This is a genomic window from Lapillicoccus jejuensis (assembly GCF_006715055.1).
Classification (GTDB): domain Bacteria; phylum Actinomycetota; class Actinomycetes; order Actinomycetales; family Dermatophilaceae; genus Lapillicoccus; species Lapillicoccus jejuensis.
The window spans coordinates 276,088-295,668 of sequence record NZ_VFMN01000001.1 but is presented as its reverse complement, the minus strand read 5'-3'; the positions used below and the strand labels follow the sequence as shown (position 1 = coordinate 295,668).

18 protein-coding genes and 3 pseudogenes are annotated in these 19,581 nt (G+C 67.6%); 14 read left to right on the top strand and 7 right to left on the bottom strand.

Annotated elements, in window-relative coordinates:
* Positions 1-29: 29 nt before the first annotated feature.
* Complete coding sequence (locus tag FB458_RS22195; protein ID WP_141846111.1) at positions 30-203, top strand: DUF4236 domain-containing protein; 174 nt, start codon at positions 30-32, stop codon at positions 201-203.
* Between the two features lie 3 nt (positions 204-206).
* Entirely contained in the window at positions 207-962 is a 756-nt protein-coding gene (locus FB458_RS21175; protein WP_170185532.1) for a hypothetical protein, read from the top strand.
* A gap of 172 nt (positions 963-1,134) precedes the next feature.
* Here the strand turns inward: FB458_RS21175 and FB458_RS01375 are convergent, their stop codons facing one another.
* The 3 genes from FB458_RS01375 to FB458_RS01365 form a co-directional block, all read right to left on the bottom strand.
* Positions 1,135-1,380 (bottom strand): hypothetical protein, encoded by a 246-nt coding sequence (locus FB458_RS01375; RefSeq protein ID WP_141846109.1) that lies wholly within the window; start codon positions 1,378-1,380, stop codon positions 1,135-1,137.
* A gap of 52 nt (positions 1,381-1,432) precedes the next feature.
* A complete protein-coding gene (locus FB458_RS01370; protein WP_141846107.1) occupies positions 1,433-2,308 on the bottom strand; it encodes a hypothetical protein in 876 nt (291 codons plus the stop codon).
* Between the two features lie 262 nt (positions 2,309-2,570).
* The gene (locus FB458_RS01365) at positions 2,571-3,602 is read right to left on the bottom strand and encodes a DUF4192 domain-containing protein (RefSeq protein WP_170185531.1); all 1,032 of its coding nucleotides are present in this window, start codon (positions 3,600-3,602) and stop codon (positions 2,571-2,573) included.
* Between the two features lie 465 nt (positions 3,603-4,067).
* Here FB458_RS01365 and FB458_RS01360 point away from each other — a divergent pair, with 465 nt between their 5' ends.
* The gene (locus tag FB458_RS01360) at positions 4,068-4,805 is read left to right on the top strand and encodes a hypothetical protein (RefSeq protein ID WP_141846103.1); all 738 of its coding nucleotides are present in this window, start codon (positions 4,068-4,070) and stop codon (positions 4,803-4,805) included.
* Positions 4,806-4,836: 31 nt separating this feature from the next.
* Positions 4,837-5,385, top strand: coding sequence for a helix-turn-helix domain-containing protein (locus tag FB458_RS01355; RefSeq protein ID WP_141846101.1), 549 nt, complete (start codon positions 4,837-4,839; stop codon positions 5,383-5,385).
* Between the two features lie 958 nt (positions 5,386-6,343).
* On the opposite strand, the gene FB458_RS01350 is transcribed toward FB458_RS01355, so the two are convergent.
* Positions 6,344-6,535: a hypothetical protein gene (locus FB458_RS01350; RefSeq protein WP_141846099.1), complete on the bottom strand. Its 192-nt coding sequence runs from the start codon at positions 6,533-6,535 to the stop codon at positions 6,344-6,346.
* A gap of 148 nt (positions 6,536-6,683) precedes the next feature.
* Here FB458_RS01350 and FB458_RS22190 point away from each other — a divergent pair, with 148 nt between their 5' ends.
* The 10 genes and pseudogenes from FB458_RS22190 (at position 6,684) to FB458_RS21165 (ending at position 16,822) form a co-directional block, all read left to right on the top strand.
* The gene (locus tag FB458_RS22190) at positions 6,684-7,463 is read left to right on the top strand and encodes a helix-turn-helix domain-containing protein (RefSeq protein WP_141846096.1); all 780 of its coding nucleotides are present in this window, start codon (positions 6,684-6,686) and stop codon (positions 7,461-7,463) included.
* Between the two features lie 277 nt (positions 7,464-7,740).
* Positions 7,741-7,887, top strand: a complete 147-nt coding sequence (locus tag FB458_RS21525) for a 2-dehydropantoate 2-reductase N-terminal domain-containing protein (RefSeq protein ID WP_211355894.1) — start codon at positions 7,741-7,743, stop codon at positions 7,885-7,887.
* 193 nt (positions 7,888-8,080) lie between these two features.
* On the top strand, positions 8,081-9,691 hold the full coding sequence (locus FB458_RS01335) for a class I SAM-dependent DNA methyltransferase (RefSeq protein WP_141846092.1): 1,611 nt from the start codon (positions 8,081-8,083) through the stop codon (positions 9,689-9,691).
* Positions 9,684-10,862, top strand: a complete 1,179-nt coding sequence (locus FB458_RS01330) for a restriction endonuclease subunit S (protein ID WP_141846090.1) — start codon at positions 9,684-9,686, stop codon at positions 10,860-10,862. The genes FB458_RS01335 and FB458_RS01330 overlap by 8 nt, the downstream gene beginning before the upstream one ends.
* Positions 10,859-13,990 (top strand): type I restriction endonuclease subunit R, encoded by a 3,132-nt coding sequence (locus FB458_RS01325; protein ID WP_141846088.1) that lies wholly within the window; start codon positions 10,859-10,861, stop codon positions 13,988-13,990. Before FB458_RS01330 ends, FB458_RS01325 begins: the two co-directional genes overlap by 4 nt.
* A gap of 261 nt (positions 13,991-14,251) precedes the next feature.
* Positions 14,252-14,608 carry a hypothetical protein gene (locus FB458_RS01320; protein WP_141846086.1) on the top strand — a complete coding sequence of 119 codons (357 nt, stop codon included), beginning with the start codon at positions 14,252-14,254 and terminating at the stop codon, positions 14,606-14,608.
* Positions 14,608-15,441, top strand: a complete 834-nt coding sequence (locus FB458_RS01315) for a hypothetical protein (RefSeq protein ID WP_141846084.1) — start codon at positions 14,608-14,610, stop codon at positions 15,439-15,441. Before FB458_RS01320 ends, FB458_RS01315 begins: the two co-directional genes overlap by 1 nt.
* A 29-nt stretch (positions 15,442-15,470) precedes the next feature.
* Entirely contained in the window at positions 15,471-15,746 is a 276-nt protein-coding gene (locus FB458_RS01310; RefSeq protein ID WP_141846082.1) for a hypothetical protein, read from the top strand.
* 136 nt (positions 15,747-15,882) lie between these two features.
* A pseudogene (locus FB458_RS22185) lies at positions 15,883-16,251 on the top strand (FtsK/SpoIIIE domain-containing protein); the annotation flags it as partial.
* A 424-nt stretch (positions 16,252-16,675) separates the two neighbouring features.
* Positions 16,676-16,822: an FtsK/SpoIIIE domain-containing protein gene (locus FB458_RS21165; RefSeq protein ID WP_170185529.1), complete on the top strand. Its 147-nt coding sequence runs from the start codon at positions 16,676-16,678 to the stop codon at positions 16,820-16,822.
* 414 nt (positions 16,823-17,236) lie between these two features.
* On the opposite strand, the gene FB458_RS22180 is transcribed toward FB458_RS21165, so the two are convergent.
* The 3 genes and pseudogenes from FB458_RS22180 to FB458_RS22175 all read right to left on the bottom strand — a co-directional run.
* On the bottom strand, positions 17,237-17,803 hold the full coding sequence (locus FB458_RS22180) for a C-terminal helicase domain-containing protein (protein WP_425460868.1): 567 nt from the start codon (positions 17,801-17,803) through the stop codon (positions 17,237-17,239).
* Positions 17,804-17,829: 26 nt separating this feature from the next.
* Positions 17,830-19,001, bottom strand: a pseudogene (locus tag FB458_RS01295) (IS3 family transposase).
* 62 nt (positions 19,002-19,063) lie between these two features.
* Positions 19,064-19,555 (bottom strand): annotated as a pseudogene (locus FB458_RS22175) (DEAD/DEAH box helicase); the annotation flags it as partial.
* Positions 19,556-19,581: the final 26 nt, after the last annotated feature.

The window sequence follows — 19,581 nt, the reverse complement described above, 5'->3', positions numbered from 1 at the left end:
AAGGCCGGCTGCGGCTAGGCTGAACAGCCATGGGCTTCTCGTTTCGCAAGACCATTCGGGTAGGACCGCTTCGACTCACAGCCAGCCGTCGCGGGCTTGGCACTTCTGTCGGTATGGGCTCGTTCCGAGTTCAGTCGTCCCGGGGCCGTCGGCGAGCGTCTGCGCGGCTTCCCTTCGGGCTCAACTGGCGAGGACGCGTCTAACCGATGGAGCCGGTGTCCTTATGTCTGGCCCTTCTGAGCCTGAGCGTCAAGACCGCCACCGCGACGGGCATCATTCGATCGCGCGCCGACCACGCACTTGAGGGGCTAGACGCCAAGGTGGCAAGCCTTGTGACTCAGCCACTGCATGAGGGCTTCGCCCGCTTGGAGCAGGCCGCTACGGCCGGCACGCTTGAACGACGGGTAGCGTTGTTGGAGGAGGCTCGGGCGAAGTTCACCGATGTAGGTACTCGCGATGCCGCTGGGCCCATAGTCCAAGCCATGGCGGAGGCTGCCCTTGCATCCTGCTGGTGGAACTTGGACGAACCGGACCTTGCTCGGCGAGCAGCGTTGCGCGCCGCCAAACTGCAGAACGACGCCATCGATGGGCTCAGAGCATCTCGGACCAAGCTGATCCGCCAAAAATCTTCCTGGAGTATTAGCAAGGTCGCCTCCGCTGCTGCAGGTGCAGGAGGGGCAGCGACAGGTGCTGGAGCTGCGGGAGCGGTCGCCGCTGGATTCTCGGCCGCGGCGGGAGCAGCCATGCTGGGGCCGGCCGCGGCCGTGGGGTATGGCGCCAAGAAGCTCTGGGACCGTCAGATGGACCAACGCGTCAAGTCTGTTGAAACGGAACTCACGCTGTGTGACCCCGGCACTCGTCTCCTCTTGGAGTTGGCGGCCCGGGTTGGCGTCGACGCCGATTCTTCGGCCGGACCCCTTGAGGAGCTGAGGGCCAAGCTTCCTGCGCTGCCGTCGGGATAGGACCTAGCCGCGCTGCCGTCGGTATAGGACCTAGCGATCGCTTGGGGTTGTTGAGAGGGGTGCCACCCCGGGGGCGGGTGCGTAGAAGCGCAACCGCCCCAGGGGCTTTCGCCATTTGGCATCTGCGCACAAGAGCGGGAGCGGTTCTCAGCGCAAACGAGGCGTATTTGCCTCAGGCGTCGTCGAAGTCGTCGTCCCGGTCGTACCTGCCCCGCCTTTCGCTGCCCCAGGTCATCGCCGGCCCGGAGAAGACGTCGCTTCGTCCGAGCACTTTGACGACGCCTTCGACGGCCTTCGTGCATACCAGGACGACCGCCGCCAGCTCTCGGACCAGTTGCAGGCTGGCCGCTCCGGCCTCGGGTGACCGCTCGCTGAGCCTGTGGTACCCGATCACGACGAGCGCGGCCGCTGCGGCCACGCCCAGGACTATCAACATCGTGCGCTCACCGCGTCACGATCACTGGTCGTCGTCATGAAGCGCTCGGCCGGCCCGGGGCTGCCCGACGGGCTCGTGCCTGTTCCCGCTGCATCGCCCGTCGCTCGGCCCGGTTAGTGGGCTGAGCGGACGCAGGCCACAGACCTTCATCCGCGCGATCCGTATCGACCGTCATGACGTCGGCTCGTTCGATGGGCTCGCCAGCCCGCAGCGACTCATCCTCGACGTGGCTGACGCCCTCACCTGCGAGGTCCTGGCTGCCGAGGTCACATGCCATCGTGGTGCCCTTCCCTCGGGCCGTCATAGGGGCGAGCAGGGTTGCCGGCACGACCGCCGTCACGAGGACGGGCATGACAGCGGTCTCGACGAGGGCTCGCGCCCACCGAGTAGGGATCAGCGTGGCCAGCAGACGGTGCAGGCTGACCATTCGGACCAGAGGCGCCACGGCGCCCAGTGCCCGGCGAACCGTGGCGACAACCGTGGGTACAGCCGGGTGCGCGGCAACGCGGGACGCCACAGTCCGCGCTTGGGAGGTCCACCTGTCCAGGGTGTTGAGCAGGGCCCTGCCTGGGCTGCCGGTCCGAGCAATGGCAGCGGAAGTGGCGGCCCAGGTGCGCCGCAGCAGGGCGCCGGCCCAGCGAAGGCCGGTCCGGACGCCGTGGGCGAGGAGCCGCTGGACCGGAGGCGCCGTGACGATGGTCAGGCCGAGCGGCACGGCTCCGACCTGCTCACCGAGCACCTTCGCGGCGCGCAAGGCGCCGCCAGCCAGGCCAGGCAGGTCGATGCTGCGAAACATTCCGGAAGCGCTCTGCACGTGACGCAGCGCCCACTGGGCGGCTCCCCGAGGCAGCGCCAGGGCGAGGTCGAACGCGCGGCGCGCGGCCTGACGGGCCCGCAGCAGCCAGCCCATGCGGGATAGCTGGTCGAGGCCCTCTTTCGCGTTGCGCGGGTCGGTCCGACCCGTCGGGGGTGGAACGGCGTAGAGATGGGATGGTGCCGTACTCACGATGGGTGACTCCTTCTTACGTCGTCGGCGCACGTCGGACGGCGCGCACCATGACCGCGCAGCAGGGTGCGCGCGGGGGTCTGGGCATGCAAAAGGCCCACCGCAGGAAGCGGTAGGCCTGGAAGGTGAAAGTCGTGCTCGCCCGCCGTCGAGGCGGGGCTCGGTGTTACTCCGGTGGGCGGATACCGAGGTCGACCATGCGCTCGAGGAGCAGCGCGAGTCCGTAATCGGGGTTGCTCCGCAGGGCACGGTCGAGCGCGACCCGGGTCAACGCTCCCTCGCCCCGCCACCAGGAGAAGGAGGCGAGGATCGTCAGCCACGCGGTGGCGTGGGCGTCGGGCAGCATCGTGCAGACCTGCAGCAGCCGGTCTCGACGCTCGCGCAGAGCTTCCCCGCTGAGCTCGGCTGACGGGCTAATGCCTGCTAGAGCCACCAGGAGCTCTCGGGCCGCCGGCTCGAACATCTCCGCATCGACGGTGCCAGGACAGACCCAGGCCGCGACGACGTCACGCACCTGCACATCGCGGACGGCCAGGGCCGCACGAGCGACGTCCTCCGAAGAAGGTCGCCTGCACTGGCCGCCAGAAACAAGGACGCGCTTTATGACGGCCGCTACCTCTTCCGGTGACATGGCAGGCGATGCCGCAAATTGTGGCGCGCCCAACAGGCGACCGACGGGGCGGGCGCCGTCGCTCGCCTCAACCATGCGAGCAAGGTCCTGCCGTGTCGCGTGCGGTGCCACACCGGCACCGACGAACTCGGCGGTCACCGCAGCGGCGTCGCGAGAGGCCGGCACCGGCGTCCCCTCGGTCGGGCAGCAGGCTGGGTTGTCACAGTCCAGGGATCGCCAGCGGCCGTTGCTCACGACGATCCGATCCTTGAGGTCAACGCCGTGGGCGCGCAGAGCCTCGGAGAGCCTGACGAGCACCGGGACGGCATCACCAGCGGCGTCCTCGTAAGCAATGAGAACCGCGGTGTCCGGGGCCTCACGCAGGATGGCCGGCATTAGCGACTCGACCGAAAGCTGCAAGGCACGCGGCTGCTCGCGTTCGGGAAGGTCGACTCGGGCCGTGAGTCCCAGTCGGCTCCTCCGCAAGGTCAGCACCACCAGGCTGTTCTGCGGGTAAAACCCGAGCAGGTATGGGACAGCGACCAACAGCTCTCTCGAATTGCGCAACGTCATGGTGTTGGGGGACATGCATCTCCTCTTGCAGGGCGGCCGCAGGCCGCTTCCGGGCATGAAAAAGGCCCGCCACCTAGTTGGTGACGGGCTACCGCGAGAGGGTTTCTCCAGCCCCGTTTGGGCGTGGTTATCCCTCCTTCGCGTTCATTTATCTTAGCAGGCGCAAGTCGTCAATTCAATTGTTAAACATGAGGATTCGTAACTCTAGTTGGGGCCGAGGTCCGCGACGCGCGTGCGAAAGAGAGGCCCGACGAGGACTGAATGGCTCAGGTTCGCATAAAGCACGCGACGGCGGGTATGTCGGTGCGCTCCGTGGACAGGGACGGCCAATCAGGTCACGTCCATGCGGACAGACTGCGTCTGGCCTAGACCTGGCGAGTTCGGCACCTCCCGGGTTGAGACCTTCTCGCCAGGGGGAACGCCGCCGGCTCCGATAGCGTCACAGCCCCACTTAACAACCGAGCCCAAGGGGATGGACCGATGGCATACGACCCCAACACGTGGGGCAGCATCGCCGAGTGGGCGTCTGGAGCCGGCACGGTCGGAGCGCTCGGTGTGGCGGTCAACTCGTACCGCAAGGACGTTGACGATAGGCGCCGCAGCCAGGCCAAGCTCGTAGCCCTCGTCGGACTCAAGGCAGACAGCCAGCCGGTCGATCCGAGCTTCGAATTTCTGCCGGAGTACTTTTTCGAAGAACCATTTACTTACACGTTGCACAACCTCAGCAACCAGCCCATCTATGCGGTCCGCTTCGCGCGCTACTCCGATGAGGGGCAGTTGAGCATTATCGACAATGGCTATGTCGATGGCCCACGCCGCGTTGGCACACTGATGCCGGCGGAGTCCACTCAGATCAGAGTTGAGCCTCTCCACGCGATGTTCCTGTTGGTTCTTTACAGGGACAATGCCGGGCACACCTGGCTTCGGGATCCCTCAGGTAAGTTAGAGCAACTCACTAGAACAAGGCAATGGATCGCAGACCATGAGTTCGCTAAGAGATGGAGGAGAATCCAAGGCTCGTTCCGGCAGGCAAAATGGACGGTTAAGCAGTATTTGAAGTATGTATCCCCAGATCGACACCGGCAACCTGGAGAAATACGCTTTGCATTCTTGGAGCCCCCTCCATGGTATGTGCGGCTACTGGGGCAAAAGCGAGCACAACAATGGAAGCGTGAGCACATTGAGCGCCATCCATCGAAGTACTTCAACAAGCCCTGAAGCAACTGCCCCTCGCGCCAACCCCGCTTGAATGGGGCCGCAACGTTTGATCCCGGTTACCAGCCGCTCGCGGAAGCGGTGCCTGGCGCACACTGAATGCATGGGTGCTGCGCTGAGTCTTGCTGACGTTGACCTGCCTAGGGTGACCGGGCGTCACCGGAACCGTTCCCTCGCGTCCGCGCGACGCGCTGAAGCGATCAGGCTGAGAATGGAAGGCAAGACGTACCAGCAGATCGCGGAACAGTTGGGGTATCGCCACCGCGGCACTGTGCAGCGGTTGGTGAGTAGTTCCCTTGCCGAGCAGAACGATGACGCGGCCGCCCAGCTGCGACAACTAGAGAGCGACCGCCTCGACGCCCTGCTGCGCAGCGTCTGGGACAAGGCGATGGGCGGAGACGTTCACGCGGTTGCTGTGGCCACAAGTGTGGTGCTCGCCCGCGTCAAGCTGTTGGGCCTCGACGTTCACGGCCAACAACCGACCTACACCGGCCGGACAGTAGTTCTGCTGCCGCAAGAAACAGTTGCCATGGGCCTTGCCCATGCAGATGCCCCCAAACTGGGGAGCACGTTGCCTGCTTAATGTTGCTTCAAACGTGGACGAAAACCCGCACCGGAGATTCGCGACCTGCCCGCTGACTGGGAGAGCCACGGGCCGCTCCTACGAAGGACCACGAATCCAGGGCTGGGAATGCTGCACGGATAGGTGACACCTGATCTGCGGTGCCGAGAGGTGCCGCAGGAGAGCATGTGCACCATGCCGAAGCCGTATCCAAGGGAGTTCCGCGAGGACGTCGTGCGGGTCGCGAGGAACCGTGAGCCCCGGCCGCACCAGGCTGACCTCGCCGCCGTCGCGCAGGACCTGACCCGGTAAGCCCTGCTCACCCCCCAGCGACCGGACCAACGCATAGCAGCGCACCACCGGCCGGTGCCCCTCGAGCAGATGCCGCTCGAGGAAGAATCGCCCCCAGACGGGGCGGACCGGCCCGAGCAACGCCCAACTGATCGCGCGGCACGTTACGGCGGGGCTCCGTGTCAACGCTCCGAGTGCACACAGCGGGTGGGACGCCGTGCTGCGCCAGCTCGGGCAGGTCCTCGAGGCCGTCGAGGACGCCCAAAGGGCTCGCGGTGAGTTCGTCACCGCTCAACGCCTCGCCGCCACACGCGCTTCGCTAACTGGCCTCTCCTGACGCCAGAGCGCCGCTAGTGATAGAGCGCCGCTAGTGACCCGGCCCGTCACGCAGACCTACGAGCCCAACGCGCCCGCGACGTCACTCGCCGCCCGGGCGTCGACGCGCCCCCTGTTGGGCGACGAACCTCATCTGGCGCCACTACAGATACCTACGGGCCCGGCCCCGAGGCCGACCAGCGACCCGCGTCCGGACGGTCCGGACCCCAGACGCCCGGAGTGCACTGGTGACGTATAGGCAGGGCCATCGGGCAGCAGGGCGGGGGCATGGGAAGAGCCGACCGGTCCAGGGGACCGGCCGGCTCTTCTCTCGAGCACGGCGAGGTGAGCAACCTCCCCGCGAGGCCCAGAATCAGCGGTTGACGTACACGTTGCCGTCGGCGTCCCGCACGTAGTCGTACGTGGTCTGCTGCGGAGTGGAGTCCCGACCCTCGACGACGTGTCCATGCTTGTCGTCGAAGCTGCCAGACTCGTTGAAGAAGTGGTCGGTCTTGCCGTCGTACCGAGGGTCTCGCGTCTCGAAGACGCTTCCGTCGTTCGCCATGATGTCCTCCAGTTGTGTGATCGACCGTGCCGCAACCGCGGCTCGCTCTTCCCTGCACTTTCAAGCCTAGGGACTCTGAACTCGACTACCCAGACCATGGGACAAATCTGGGACAAGCCGCTACTGGCGGGGGTGATCTGCTGGGATCATGCTGGTTATGACGACGGCAGCGTGGCAGGCGTTCGGCGCGGAACTGCGAGTAGCCCGGAACCTGCAGCACCGGTCACTGAACCAGGTCGCGCAGGCAATCGCGAGTTCCAGTTCGACGATCCATCGCCTCGAACAGGGTGTCGCGGCGGGACGCCAAGAGATCATACGAGCACTGGATGCTCTTTATGGAGCTGAAGGGCACCTTACAGACAAGTACGGGCGTCTTATGTACCCTACTTGGGTCGCCAACGGAGGAGCGTTGCGTATGACAGAGCAGCACGCTCGCAGCACCTGGCAGCATACGTTTCCCAATGCACACTCCGGCGATGTGTGGATTCTCGTTAGACCGACTACGGGGAGAAGTGACAAACCACTTCGAGTCGAACTGCGCTGGGGTCCTTGGCTTCGTACGGTTACGGTTTCAGAGCTCACCTCCGAGGGTGTCTCGCTCCTGACGGGTAAGTCTAGAGATGACGTTGCTGTTCCGCTACATGTGACGGTAGAGCCGGCTGCACATCTACTGTTTGGAACAGATGACGAGGCAATGCAACTAACGCACACCCAGAAGATCCACACGGGATGGCGCCTTGTTGACGAAACTCGAGAGAAGCGATCAGTGCATCGAGAGTTGGTCGACGCACTGTATTCTGCCGAGGGTCGCGCCGTAGCTGGCACCCCGGACGGCAGACGACTGGGCCTTGCGCGGCAGGCATTAAGTGAGCTGTCTGTTGAGGCGCAGCATATTCTAGAAACCGTGCTTAGAGAGCGAAAATTCTAATGGCAGGATTGGAGCGTAGAAGACTTTCTGGAGATAAGATTTAGTAATTTTTCCGAAAGCCCGAGTAGGAGGGACACGCTTCGAGCGCTTCCCCTCGGGGTGGTAACACATGCGAGCCGTGCCTCGCCGCGGCCGTGCTGTCGCTCGCATGCGCGGCGGCTTCCTTTGTAACCGGAGCGGTTCTCCGCGTCTACGGCGGAGCCACCGCCGGAACGCGGGATCTGCCCCCGCACTTTCCGACCATGACCCCGCTGCAGACCAACACGACAGGAGCACCGTGAACCAGAGCGCAACCCATCACCACGCCGTCGTCGGAGCGGGCGCGATCGGCGGCACCCTGGCCCACCACCTCGCCCGCTCGGGCCACCAGGTGAACATCGTCGACGCGGATGCCGAGCACGTGGCCGCCATCAACGAACGGTGACTCGTCGTACTCCGCGGCGATGACCGGACTGCGATGCCCATCGCCGAGGCCGCCACCCCGGCCGGCGACCCGTGCCTGCGCGCCCCGCCGCCGCACCGTTCACCCAGATGCGGCACGCGCGCGTCCGGTGACGGTCTGATGTCAGCGGTCCAGGGTAGCGTGACCGCCGGACCACTGGTACGAGGGAGACGCCATGCCGCCGCGAGCGAAGAAGGACCAGCAACTCGGCCTAGAAGCCTCGCTGTGGGAGGCGGCCAACCGGCTCCGCTCCAACATGGACGCCGCCGAGTACAAGCACGTCGTCCTCGGGCTCATCTTCCTCAAGTACGTCTCCGACGTCTTCGGCGTCCGCCGCGCCGAGCTCGAGGCTGCCGTGCAGGACCGGAAGTCGGAGTACTACATGCCGACTGAGGCCGCCCGCCAGGCCATCCTCGAGTCCCGCGACGAGTACACGGCCGAGGGTGTGTTCTGGGTACCCGAGGGGCACCGCTGGGAGGACCTCCGCCGCGCTGGCAAGCAGACCGACATTGGCGAGCGCGTCGACGAGGCCATGCGGGCGATCGAGCGGGAGAACCCCAGCCTCAAGGGAGTGCTGCCGAAAAACTACGCCCGCCGGGAGCTGACGCCCGAGACCCTTGGCGGGCTCATCGACACCTTCTCCCGCGGCGACCTCACCGCGGCCGAGCACGCCAACCTCGACGTCCTCGGGCGCGTCTTCGAGTACATGGTCTCGGCGTTCGCCAGCGCTGAGGGCAAGCTCGGCGGGGAGTTCTACACGCCGCGCTCGGTGGTCACGCTGATGGTCGAGATGCTCGAGCCGTTCAACGGCCGCGTCTACGACCCGGCAATGGGCTCCGGCGGGCTGTTCGTGCAGGCCGACCGGTTCGTTCGCGCCCACGGCGGTGTCCGCAACGACATCAGCGTGTTCGGGCAGGAGCAGAACCCGACCACCTGGCGTCTGGCCAAGATGAATCTCGCACTGCGCGGCATCGACGCGAACCTCGGCCCGCAGTGGGGCGACAGCTTCCACAACGACCTCCACCCCGATCTTCGGGCGGATTATGTCCTGGCGAACCCGCCTTTCAACATCAGCGAGTGGGGCGCTGAGCGGCTGCGGGACGACGTCCGCTGGAAGTACGGAACGCCGCCGGCCGGCAACGCGAACTACGGCTGGATCCAGCACATGCTCCACCACCTCGCGCCGACCGGCACGATGGTCACCGTCCTCGCGAACGGGTCGCTGTCCACCCAGCAGGGTGGGGAGGGGGAGATCCGGCAGAAGCTCGTCGACGAGGACCTCGTCGAGTGCATCGTGGCGCTGCCCTCACAGCTGTTCTTCACCACGCAGATCCCCGTCTGCCTGTGGTTCCTGACCAAGGACAAGACCGACCGCAAGGTGAAGTCCGAGCGCGCGCAGCGGGACCGGCGCGGCGAGGTGCTCTTCATCGACGCCGGCCAGCTCGGCAACATGACCTCGCGGGTCCACCGGGAGCTCTCCGACGAGGACATCGCCCGCATCGCCGACACCTACCACGCGTGGCGCGGCGACCCCGACGTCAAGCCGTACGAGGACGTCCCGGGCTTCTGTGCCGCGACCACCCTCGAAGCGATCCGGGAGCACCGGTACGTGCTGACGCCGGGACGGTACGTGGGCAGCGAAGCGGTCGCCAAAGACGGGGAACCCCTCACCGAGAAGCTCGCACGGCTCCAGGACGTCATCCGCCGCGGCTTCGCCGACCGCGCCGAGCTGCAGCAGCGAGTCCTCGAGGCGCTCGACGGGCTCTCGGTGAGCAGTGATGACTGAACACTGGGAGACGGTCCGCTTCGGCGACCTGTTCCTCGAGCCCTCGAAGAACGGGCTCATGGCACCCAAGCGGGTCAGGGGAGCCGGCGTCCGCCTGGTGAACATGCGCGAGGTCTTCGCCTACGACTTCATCGCCGACCAGGACATGGAGCTCGCGCCCGTGCCGGCCGGGGCGACCGTCAAGGACTGGCTGCTGGAGAAGGGCGATCTGCTGTTCGCGCGGCAGTCCCTGACGCTGGAGGGCGCGGGCAAGTGCTGCCTGGTCACCGAGGTCAACACGCCCATGACCTTCGAGAGCCACATCATCCGTGTGCGCCTCGACCCCGGCATAGCCGACTCGGCGTTCTTCTACTACTTCTTCCGGTCTCCCGCGGGAAAGGCGGCCATCCAGTCGATCGTGGAGCAGGTCGCGGCTGCGGGGATCCGGGCCAGCGACCTGCGCAACCTCCGCCTCCGCGTGCCCGCGGTGGCGGAGCAGCGGCGCATCGTCGACGTCCTCACTTTGCTCGACAGACTCATCGAAACGGACCGCCGGCTCATGGGCCAGCTGGCCGCGGCGACCGACGTGGTGTGGCGCCGGGCGACCGTCGGGGCAGACACGACCACGTCCTTCGGTGACCTCGCCACGCTGAGCGGTGAGCGCCGCAACCCCGGCGAGGTTGACCCGAGCATGCCGTATCTCGGCTTGGAGCACTTCGCGGACAACGGCGAAGGGCTCCTCGGCGTCGGACGTGCCGACGACAGCACCAGCCTCAAGAGCGTCTTTGTGCCCGGCGACACCCTGTACGGCAAGCTCCGCCCCTACTTCCGCAAGACGGCACGCCCCAACTTCGAAGGACTGTGCAGCACCGAGGTGTGGGTGATCCGCCCGGTCGACGGAGTCCCGGCCTCCTTCGTGGAGTGGGTCGTCTCCCGCAAGGACTTCACCGCCTTCGCGATGGCGGGCAGCGGAGGGACCCGGATGCCCCGCGCAGCCTGGGCGCACGTTGCCCGCATGCCCGTCCACGTCCCCGGAGCCGCCGAGATGGCATCGGCCGCGACCACCGCGGACGTCCTCCGAGAGCAGTACTGGGCGCTGTGGGACGAGGTCGTCGACGCCGAGCGCACCCGCGACGAGCTCCTCGGCCCGTTGATGACCGGCAGCCTGCTGCCGCAGGAGGTGGCAGCGTGAAGGAGTCCGATCTCGAGCGGCTGGTCAAGGCCGAGCTCGCGGCGGTCGGCTGGACCCCGGTCTACGGCCCTGACATCGCCCCGGGCGAGCCGGACGCCGAGCGCGCCGACTACCGCGACGTCGTGCTCGCCGGTCGGCTGCGCAGCGCGGTGGCGCGGCTGAACCCGGCCCTGCGCGACGACGCGGTCGACGACGTGGTGAAGACCGTCCTGCGGCCAGAGTCCCAGTCGGTACTGGCCGAGAACTGGCGCGGCTATCAGCTGCTCATCCAGGGCGTCCCCGTCGAGTACCAGGACACCGACGGCACCGTGAGAGCTGTCCGTGCGCGGCTGGTCGACTGGGACGACCCCGCCAACAACGACCTGCTCGCGATCAACCAGTTCACCGTCATCGGCGTCGACGACCGGCGGCCCGACGTCCTGCTGTTCGTCAACGGCCTCCCGCTGGTGCTCTTCGAACTCAAGCGCCCCGGCAAGGAGTACGCGACCCTGCGCGGCGCGTTCAACCAGACCCGCACCTACCAGCAGAAGATCCCCGACGCCTTCACGTTCAACCAGCTGGTCGTCATCTCCGACGGCGTCATCGCCCGCGCCGGCACGCTGACCGCGGCCTGGGAGCACTTCGCGCCCTGGAAGACCATCGACGGCTACGACGTCGCGCCCGGCGCGCTGCCGCAGATCGAGGTCCTCATTTCCGGCATGCTCCGCCCCGAGGTGCTGCTGGACCTCGTGCGCTCGTTCACCGTGTTCGCCGACGACGACGGCAAGCTCGTTAAGAAGGCCGCCAAGTACCACCAGTACTGGGCGGTCACCAAGGCCGTGCAGTCCACCATCGCCGCCGTCGCGGGGGACGGCCGCGCCGGCGTCGTGTGGCACACCCAGGGCTCCGGAAAGAGCCTGGAGATGGAGTGGTATGCCGGGAAGGTCATGCGCGACCCGGCGATGGACAACCCCACCCTCGTCGTCCTCACCGACCGCAACGACCTCGACGACCAGCTGTTCGACGACACCTTCGCCGCGTCCCGGCCGGGCGCGCCGCTCCCGGAGTTCCCCGTTCAGGCCGAAAGCCGCGCGCACCTGAAGGAGTTGCTTAGCCTTCGGGAGTCCGGCGGCATCATCTTCTCCACAATCCAGAAGTTCGGGCTCTCCCAGGCCGAGAAGGACGCCGGCACCGCATTCCCGACGCTGTCGGCGCGCCGCAACATCGTGGTGATGGTCGACGAGGCCCACCGGTCCAACTACGACTTCATCGACGGCTTCGCCCGCCACCTGCGCGACGGCCTCCCGAACGCCGCGTTCATCGGGTTCACCGGCACCCCCATCGAGGCCGGGGACAGGTCGACCAGCGGCGTGTTCGGCGACTACATCGACGTCTACGACCTCACCCAGGCCGTCACCGACGGCGCGACCGTGAAGGTTCTCTACGAGCCCCGTCTGGCCAAGATCGAGGTGCCCGCCGAGGCGCTCGGAGAGATCGACGACGCCTTCGCCGCGGCCACCTCCGGCACCGAGGAGGAGGCCCGGGAACAGCTCAAGACCAAGTGGGCGCGCATCGAAGCCCTCGTTGGGTCGGAGAAGCGCATCACCGAGCTGGCCACCGACATCCTGAGCCACTGGGACAAGCGCCGGGAGGTGCTCGCAGGCAAGGCCATGGTCGTCACCATGTCCCGGCGCATCGCGGCCGCCCTCTACGCCGAGATCGCCCGGCAGCGCCCTGAGTGGGTCACCGACGACGACGCCACCGGCAAGGTGAAGGTCGTCATCACCGGCGCCGCCACCGATGACGAGCTGCTGCAGCCGCACATCCGCAGCAAGAAGGCGCTGCGCGCACTGAAGTCCCGGGCGAAGGACCCCGACGACGAGCTCGAGCTTGTCATCGTCCGCGACATGTGGCTGACCGGCTTCGACAGCCCGTCGATGCACACCATGTACGTGGACAAGCCGATGCGCGGGGCGCCGCTCATGCAGGCCATCGCCCGGGTCAACCGCACCTTCAAGGACAAGCCGTCCGGGCTGGTCGTGGACTACCTCGGCATCGCCGAGGACCTCAAGGACGCCCTCGCCGACTACACGCAGCGCGACCAGGAGAACCAGGAGCTCGGCCAGGACATCCGCGCGAAGGCGCTACCGGCGCTGCTCGAGACCCACGGCATCGTCTGCGACATCCTGCACGGCTTCGACTGGCGGAAGCAGCTCACGGCCGGCGGCGACAAGGCATTCCTGCACGCGCTCTCGGCCACCGTGGACTACCTGCTCGCGCAGCACCCGGGCACCGACGCGAACCCGTGCACGAAGGACACCCCGTGCGCCAAGTGCCGGTTCCTCGCCCAGACGCGGCGGCTGGTCCAGCTGTACGCGATGTGTGTCCCGGCCGACGAGGCCCTGGCCATCCGCGAGGACGTCGCCTTTTTCGAAGCCGTCCGCTCCCAGATCTCGAAGCTGGAGGGCAGCGACCGCGAGGGCAGCGACCCCAGCGCCGTTCTCGACACCGCGCTCAAGCAGATCGTCTCCGACGCCATGACCGGCACCGGCGTCATCGACATCTATGCCGAGGCGGGGCTGGAGAAGCCCGACCTGTCCCTCATCGACGAGAAGTTCGTCGAGAAGGTGCGCCGCTCCAACCGCCCGAACCTGCAGATCGAGCTGCTCAAGCGGCTGCTCTCCGATGAGATCCGCCGGGTCGGCCGCCGCAACGTCGTCACCGGCCGGCAGTTCTCCGAGATGCTCGAGCAGACCGTCCTTCGGTACCAGAACCGCACCCTGGACGCAGCGCAGGTCGTCGCCGAGCTCGTCGCCCTCGCCCAGCACCTCAAGGGCGAGGCCGATCGGGGCAAACTGCTCGGCCTCACGTCGGACGAGCTCGCGTTCTACGATGCGGTCTGCACCAACGCCTCAGCCGTCCTCGAACTCGGCGACGACACCCTGAAGAAGATCGCCCACGACCTCGTCGAAATCGTCCGCCGCGACGCGAAGACCGACTGGAGCGTCAAAGAGCAGGTGCGGGCGAAGCTCCGGGCCACCATCAAGCGCCTGCTGCTCCGCTACGGCTACCCGCCGGACCAGGAGCCGGCGGCCACCCAGCTCGTCCTCGAGCAGGCCGAGGTGCTCGCCGGCGAACAAGCCGCGTAGGGACCGGCCCGTGCAGCCCTGTTTCGTCGACGACCCGCATCGAGGAAAAGGGCCCGCCGGCCAACAGTCCGGTCCAGGCCCCGGGCACCTGGCGGTCGGTGCCGCGCCTGCCGACGGCTCACCCGTACGGGGTCCGTCGACTGCGCGGACGACGACGACCGACAGATTCCTGCTATCGTCTCGCCTCCCAGGGCACGTGTCCGCCACGAGCCCGCCGTAGGTGCAGTCGTTCGCCGACAGCGCCCGGAGAGGAGTGGCAGCATGCCGTCCGTACTGTTTGTCAGCGTCGCACAGTCCTTCGCGCAGACCATGACCATCGCGCAACTCGAGCTCGCCGTGGAACGTGCCTGGCCGACGACGGTCAGTAAGGCCGCCGGCTGCGGTCGGGTGGTGGCCGCCTTCCACGGGGCACCGGTCGCGGCCTGGGTGCTGCGGGGCGCATACCCGGCCCCCGGAGAGGTCTATTCGATGGCCGACGGGTCCACCCGTCCCCGTGCCGCCCTGTCTCTCGGGGAGCCGCTCCCGGTCATCGACGAGTACCGCGCCGCCATGCCGAACCTGCGCCGCGGCTGCGCTGTCGTCGAGATCGACGTCGAGCCCGTGGGGGAGGAGGGCTGATGCTGACCCTGAGCACCGCGCTGCCCACCGCAGGCCTGTGCGGCGTCGGCTCGTTCGTCCCCGACGCCCGTCTGAGGGCCCCCGTCACGCTGCACTCCGTTCACCCGCGCCACCTCCCCGAGCTGGTCGCGCCGGGGGGCTGGGACTGGGACCTCCAGCAGATTGCCGCCAAGGACACCCCGCCGGACGCCCTGGCCTACGTCTGGGCCTGCGAACTCTGCGGGTTTACCTTCTACCCGGGCATCGCCCAGGACGGCTACGACCGCTGCTACGCCGAGGAGGAGCGGTGGCGTGGCGACCTGCATGGCCATGGTCTGGCCCTCGCCCGCAAGTCCGGGGTGCTGTGGGCGGGAGCGATCGTGCGCCACCGCGGCCTGCATCCGGACATCGCGGCCGACTACCTGAAGGACACGCGCCCGCTCGAGGGACGCCTGCAGTTCAGCGGCGCGGTGAAGTCTCTCGAGGCCACGCTGAACCGGGTCATCGCCTGGTACGCGAACTGTGGGCTCACCACCAGCTGTCAGCACAACGAGCTCGAGTCCACCGGTCCGATGACAACCTCGGATGGGCCCTCGCGGAGCTGGCCCGCAAGCGGAACGGTCCGCCGGTCCTGCCCACCACCGTCGTGCAGCTACACCCAGCTGGCGCGGCACGGCTGCTCGCCGTGCTCGGGCTGCAGCTCACCTGGAGCACTACGGCACCGCCGCCAGGAGCAGGATGCCTGCTGGCCTGGGTGGATCCGGACGATGAGACCGGCGAGGTCGCACCGGCGGACCAGCGGGCCATCCTGGCAGTCAGCGCCACGACCGACGCGGCCCTGCAGACGCAGCTGACACTCAACCGGGACACCGCTCTGCGGGCGATGCTGACTGCCCGGGCTGCCCGCCCCCTGTACGGCACGGTGGCCGCGGTCGGACCGGTCCCAGCTGAGGTCCTTCAGCTGCTCCGCGAAACCAGCGGGTCGGACCCCCTGCGCGCTGCCGCGTGGCTCCGCAGCGGCGCCATCGAGCCGGCCGCGCTCGCACTCGTGCTGCGGGCGGCGGTGCACGCCGGGCAGCTGGGCATCGCCGGCACTCCTACGTCGGCGTGGGGCTATAAGGAGATGGAGACGCTGCGCCAGCCCGACGACCTGGCCTGAGCCGCCGTCGACGTGCACAGGCGTACGTAGCAATTCGTGTAGCAACGCGACGGCCGCCGAGGTGACGCCCTCGGCGGCCTGGCCGCGGCCGGGTCCAGCTAGCGGCCCGTGGGCAGATCGCCGGTCGGCGGAGGCCATGAGCGCCCCATCCACACGACGTCGACCCCGCCGCGTCCTGGCGGATCTCGTCACGGAGCTCGACCGGCGTGAGCGGCTGTTCGCCGCCCACGGGGTGAACGCGCCCGACGAGATGCGTGACCGGTACGCCCGCGGGCAGCTGCCCGGACTGGCCAACGCCGACGTCTTCCTCCTGCTCGACAACTACACCGCGATCCGCAATGACCACGACGACTTGCACGACCAGCTCGTCGTCCTCGCCACCCGCGGCCTCGCCTACGGCCTGCACGTCGTCCTGACGGCGTCACGCTGGCACGACCTGCGTCCCGCCCTGCAGACCTCAATCGGCGGCCGGCTCGAGCTGCGCCTGAACGACCCGACCGACTCCGTTATCGACCGCCGCCTCGCCGCGAACATCCACGCCGGCACCCCGGGCCGCGCCCTCGTCGACGCCGGCCCGGCCGCTGCGGCGAGCGGCTCAGGTGGGGGTGGAGCGGGGGCGGCGGGAGCGGGGACCTCGACCGGGCGGATGACCAGCTCGCGCTTCCCTCTCTCACGCCAACTCGGGCGCCGGGCGTCAGCGGCACGACTACTCCCGTGGGCTCGAGCCACCCGGAGCAGCACGGGCCCCTGGCCGACCAGCAGCACAGCGCCATCGAGACGATCGCGCTCGAGCACGAGGGGGGAACGGGGTCGAGCCGATCCGGCTTTTGCCGGCACGGATCTCCGTGCGCGATCTGGCGCCGACACGCTCCGAGGCTCGCCGCGAGGTGGGGGTCGGGGCGGGGAGTGGTTGGTCGGTCACGCTGGGGTTGGCCGAGGACACCCTCGGGCCGGTCGAGCTCGACCTGGCGGGCGAGGACCAGCACCTGATCGTGTTCGGGGACACCGGCGCCGGGAAGACGACCGTGCTGCGGTCGCTCATCACGCAGCTGGTCTCGACCCACGACGACTCGTAGGTCGTTGTCACGCTCGTGGACCCGCGCCGGCGGATGCTCGACGCAGTCCCCGACGACTACCTCGGCGCGTACGCCCCGAACGTGGCGGCCGCCGCCGGGCTCGCCGACTCGCTCAACGCCGAGCTGACCGGGCGCCAGCCCACCTCGACCGACCCGGCCGAGCTCGCCGCACACACCTGGTCCGGTCCGCGGATCGTGTGCGTCGTCGACGACGTCGACCTCATCACCACAATGAGCGCCAACCCGCTCGCGCCGCTGCTGGAGCAACCTGCCCGGCGCGCGGGACATCGGTTTTCACTTGATCGTCGCCCGCCACGCTGGTGGCGCTGGCCGCGCCATCTACGAACCTCTGCTGCAGCGGATGAAGGAACTCGGCTCACCCGGCCTCGTCCTGTCCGGCGATCCCTCCGAGGGTCAGTTGTGGCCCGGCACGGTCGCCCACGCCCAACCTCCAGGTCGTGGCTTGCTGGTGCGGCGTGGCCGCCCCCCGCGACTGGTGCAGGTGGCTGTGGCGCCAGTGCAGAGGTCAGCACGTTGATCGAAGGCTGCGCTGGTACGACGACGGGTCGAGTTGGAAGCGAACAAGATCGCGAGCGTCGGTGAACGATCGTGCGACCCTCTCTGTGCGGGGCCGCCGACGGGCAAGCTCACCTCCTGCCACCTCCCCCGCAAACTCGGCCCTAGCACGTAGGCAGCATCCGTCCCCTTGCGATCAAGGGTCTCGAGTTGGCTCCGTGTCTGCGGCGTGTCGGGGAGCACAACCCAGTGCCGGATGGTGCGGTGGGGTGAGCCAATGCGGCGTAACCGGCCCTCCCGCTGACGCTCACGGGCCGGGTTGTAGCTCACACCGACGCTGATCAGAGTGTTGGCGAATTGCAGGTTGAGGCCGTATTCGAGGACGCGGCTTCCGAGCAGGAGGGGCAGGTTCGGATCGTCGCGGAAACGTTCGACGGCGTCGTCTCGATCGGGACTGCTGACGATCCGGTTGACACTCGGGGTGTGGTGGTTCAGGCCGCGTGAGCGGCTGCGTAGATGGTCTCAAACTCGATGGGCGTGAGCTTGCCGAGGGGGCGTTGTCGACGTCGGCGGTGGTAGGTCCTCTCGATCCAGGTGACGATCGCCAGGCGTAGCTCATGGCGGGTGGTCCAGCGGCGGCTGTCGAGGACGTTCTTCTGTAGGAGCGCGAAGAAGCTCTCCATCGCGGCGTTGTCGGCGCTGGAGGCGACGCGTCCCATCGACCCGAGCAGGTGATGACGCTCGAGTTCGTGGACGAATCGCCGCGACCGGAATTGGGACCCTCGGTCGCTGTGGACCACGCAGCCGGCCACGGCCTGGTCCCCGCCGCGGCGGGTGACGGCCATGGTCAGGGCGTCGACGGCGAGGTGGGAGGTCATCCGGTCGTCGATGGCATAGCCGACGATCCGGCGCGACCAGGCGTCCTTGACCGCGCACAGGTAGAGCTTGCCCTCACGGGTGGAGTGCTCGGTGATGTCGGTCAGCCACAACCGGTTGGGGTGCTCGGCGGTGAAGTCACGTTCGACGAGGTCGTCGTGCACCGGTGGCCCTGGCCGGCGGGACTTTCCCCGTTTGCGGGCGTGGAGGGAGACGATTCCGGCCTGCGAGCACAGCCGCCACACCCGCCGCTCCGAGACGGCGTGCCCGGCGTCGTCGAGCTCATCCGCGATGAAGCGGTACCCAAAGCCGGGGTCGTCGGCGTGGACGTCGAACGCGGCGTTCGTGGCGTAGGCGTCGACGAGATCGTGATCGCTGACCGGTGCCCGGCACCAGGCATAGAAGGCTTGACGCGAGAACTTCAGAACCCGGCAGGTCACCGCTACGGGGATCCCGTCAGCAGCGAGATCAAGGACCAGCGGGTACCTCATTTTGGGTGGTGACCCAGCCTCAGGTTCGCTTGGGAGAGGTAGGCCGCCGCTCGGCGCAGAACCTCGTTCTCCTGTTCGAGCAACCGGTTTCGACGTTTGAGCTCGCGCAGCTCGTCAGAATCCTGCCGGGTCATGCCCGGACGGACACCGTCCTCGACGTCCGCGGTCTTCAGCCAATTGCGTAGGCAGGATTCGCTGATCCCGAAGTCCTTGGCGACTTCGGCGATCGGGGCGTCACCGCGGCGAGCGACCGCGACGACGTCGTCGCGGAACTCCTTGGGGTGTGCAGCAGGCATGCTCGACATCCTTCCAGCGGCGACCGATGTCGCCACAGATCAGATGTCAACCAAACCGTCAGCAGTCCCTTCTCGATCGGGGTCGCGGTGGCCACGATGACCCGATTAGGCGCTTGCTCGCAGACGCCGAGGACCGACTCGTACTTCGCCCCGCCGCCCTTGAGAGCACTCGCTTCGTCCACGACGACGAGTTGGGGGCTCCACCCTAAGACAATCTGCAGATTGCGGTGGAGGAAGTCATGGGAGCCGACGACGACGTCGGGCAGTGGGACATGACCCGCCCCCCGCAGAGTGCTTGCCTCCATGATCGACAGTGACGGCAGCCGGGAGCGGAGTTCCTTCGTGGTCTGTGCGACCAACCCTGCCACGGTCGTGTACAGGAGAGGTAGGCCGGGATGCCCGGTCAGCTCAGGCCATAAGCGCGCTGCAGCGGCAGCAATCTGGACCGTCTTGCCCAGACCGACGTCATCGGCGAGTAGTGCTCGCCGGCGGGAGACGAGGAAATCTACGCCCTCGGTCTGGAACGAGTGCAGCTGACCGTAGAATGTGCTCATTGTCGGCGAATCTCCTTGGTGGGTGG

Excerpts from the sequence above, each read along its gene's own strand:
- FB458_RS22195 (WP_141846111.1), top strand. The coding sequence starts at position 30 with ATGGGCTTCTCGTTTCGCAAGACCATTCGGGTAGGACCGCTTCGACTC.
- FB458_RS21175 (WP_170185532.1), top strand. The coding sequence starts at position 207 with ATGGAGCCGGTGTCCTTATGTCTGGCCCTTCTGAGCCTGAGCGTCAAG.
- FB458_RS01370 (WP_141846107.1), bottom strand. The coding sequence starts at position 2,308 with ATGGGCTGGCTGCTGCGGGCCCGTCAGGCCGCGCGCCGCGCGTTCGAC.
- FB458_RS01365 (WP_170185531.1), bottom strand. The coding sequence starts at position 3,602 with ATGTCCCCCAACACCATGACGTTGCGCAATTCGAGAGAGCTGTTGGTC.
- FB458_RS01360 (WP_141846103.1), top strand. The coding sequence starts at position 4,068 with ATGGCATACGACCCCAACACGTGGGGCAGCATCGCCGAGTGGGCGTCT.
- FB458_RS01355 (WP_141846101.1), top strand. The coding sequence starts at position 4,837 with ATGGGGCCGCAACGTTTGATCCCGGTTACCAGCCGCTCGCGGAAGCGG.
- FB458_RS01350 (WP_141846099.1), bottom strand. The coding sequence starts at position 6,535 with ATGGCGAACGACGGAAGCGTCTTCGAGACGCGAGACCCTCGGTACGAC.
- FB458_RS22190 (WP_141846096.1), top strand. The coding sequence starts at position 6,684 with ATGCTGGTTATGACGACGGCAGCGTGGCAGGCGTTCGGCGCGGAACTG.
- FB458_RS01335 (WP_141846092.1), top strand. The coding sequence starts at position 8,081 with ATGCCGCCGCGAGCGAAGAAGGACCAGCAACTCGGCCTAGAAGCCTCG.
- FB458_RS01330 (WP_141846090.1), top strand. The coding sequence starts at position 9,684 with ATGACTGAACACTGGGAGACGGTCCGCTTCGGCGACCTGTTCCTCGAG.
- FB458_RS01320 (WP_141846086.1), top strand. The coding sequence starts at position 14,252 with ATGCCGTCCGTACTGTTTGTCAGCGTCGCACAGTCCTTCGCGCAGACC.
- FB458_RS01315 (WP_141846084.1), top strand. The coding sequence starts at position 14,608 with ATGCTGACCCTGAGCACCGCGCTGCCCACCGCAGGCCTGTGCGGCGTC.
- FB458_RS01310 (WP_141846082.1), top strand. The coding sequence starts at position 15,471 with ATGCTGACTGCCCGGGCTGCCCGCCCCCTGTACGGCACGGTGGCCGCG.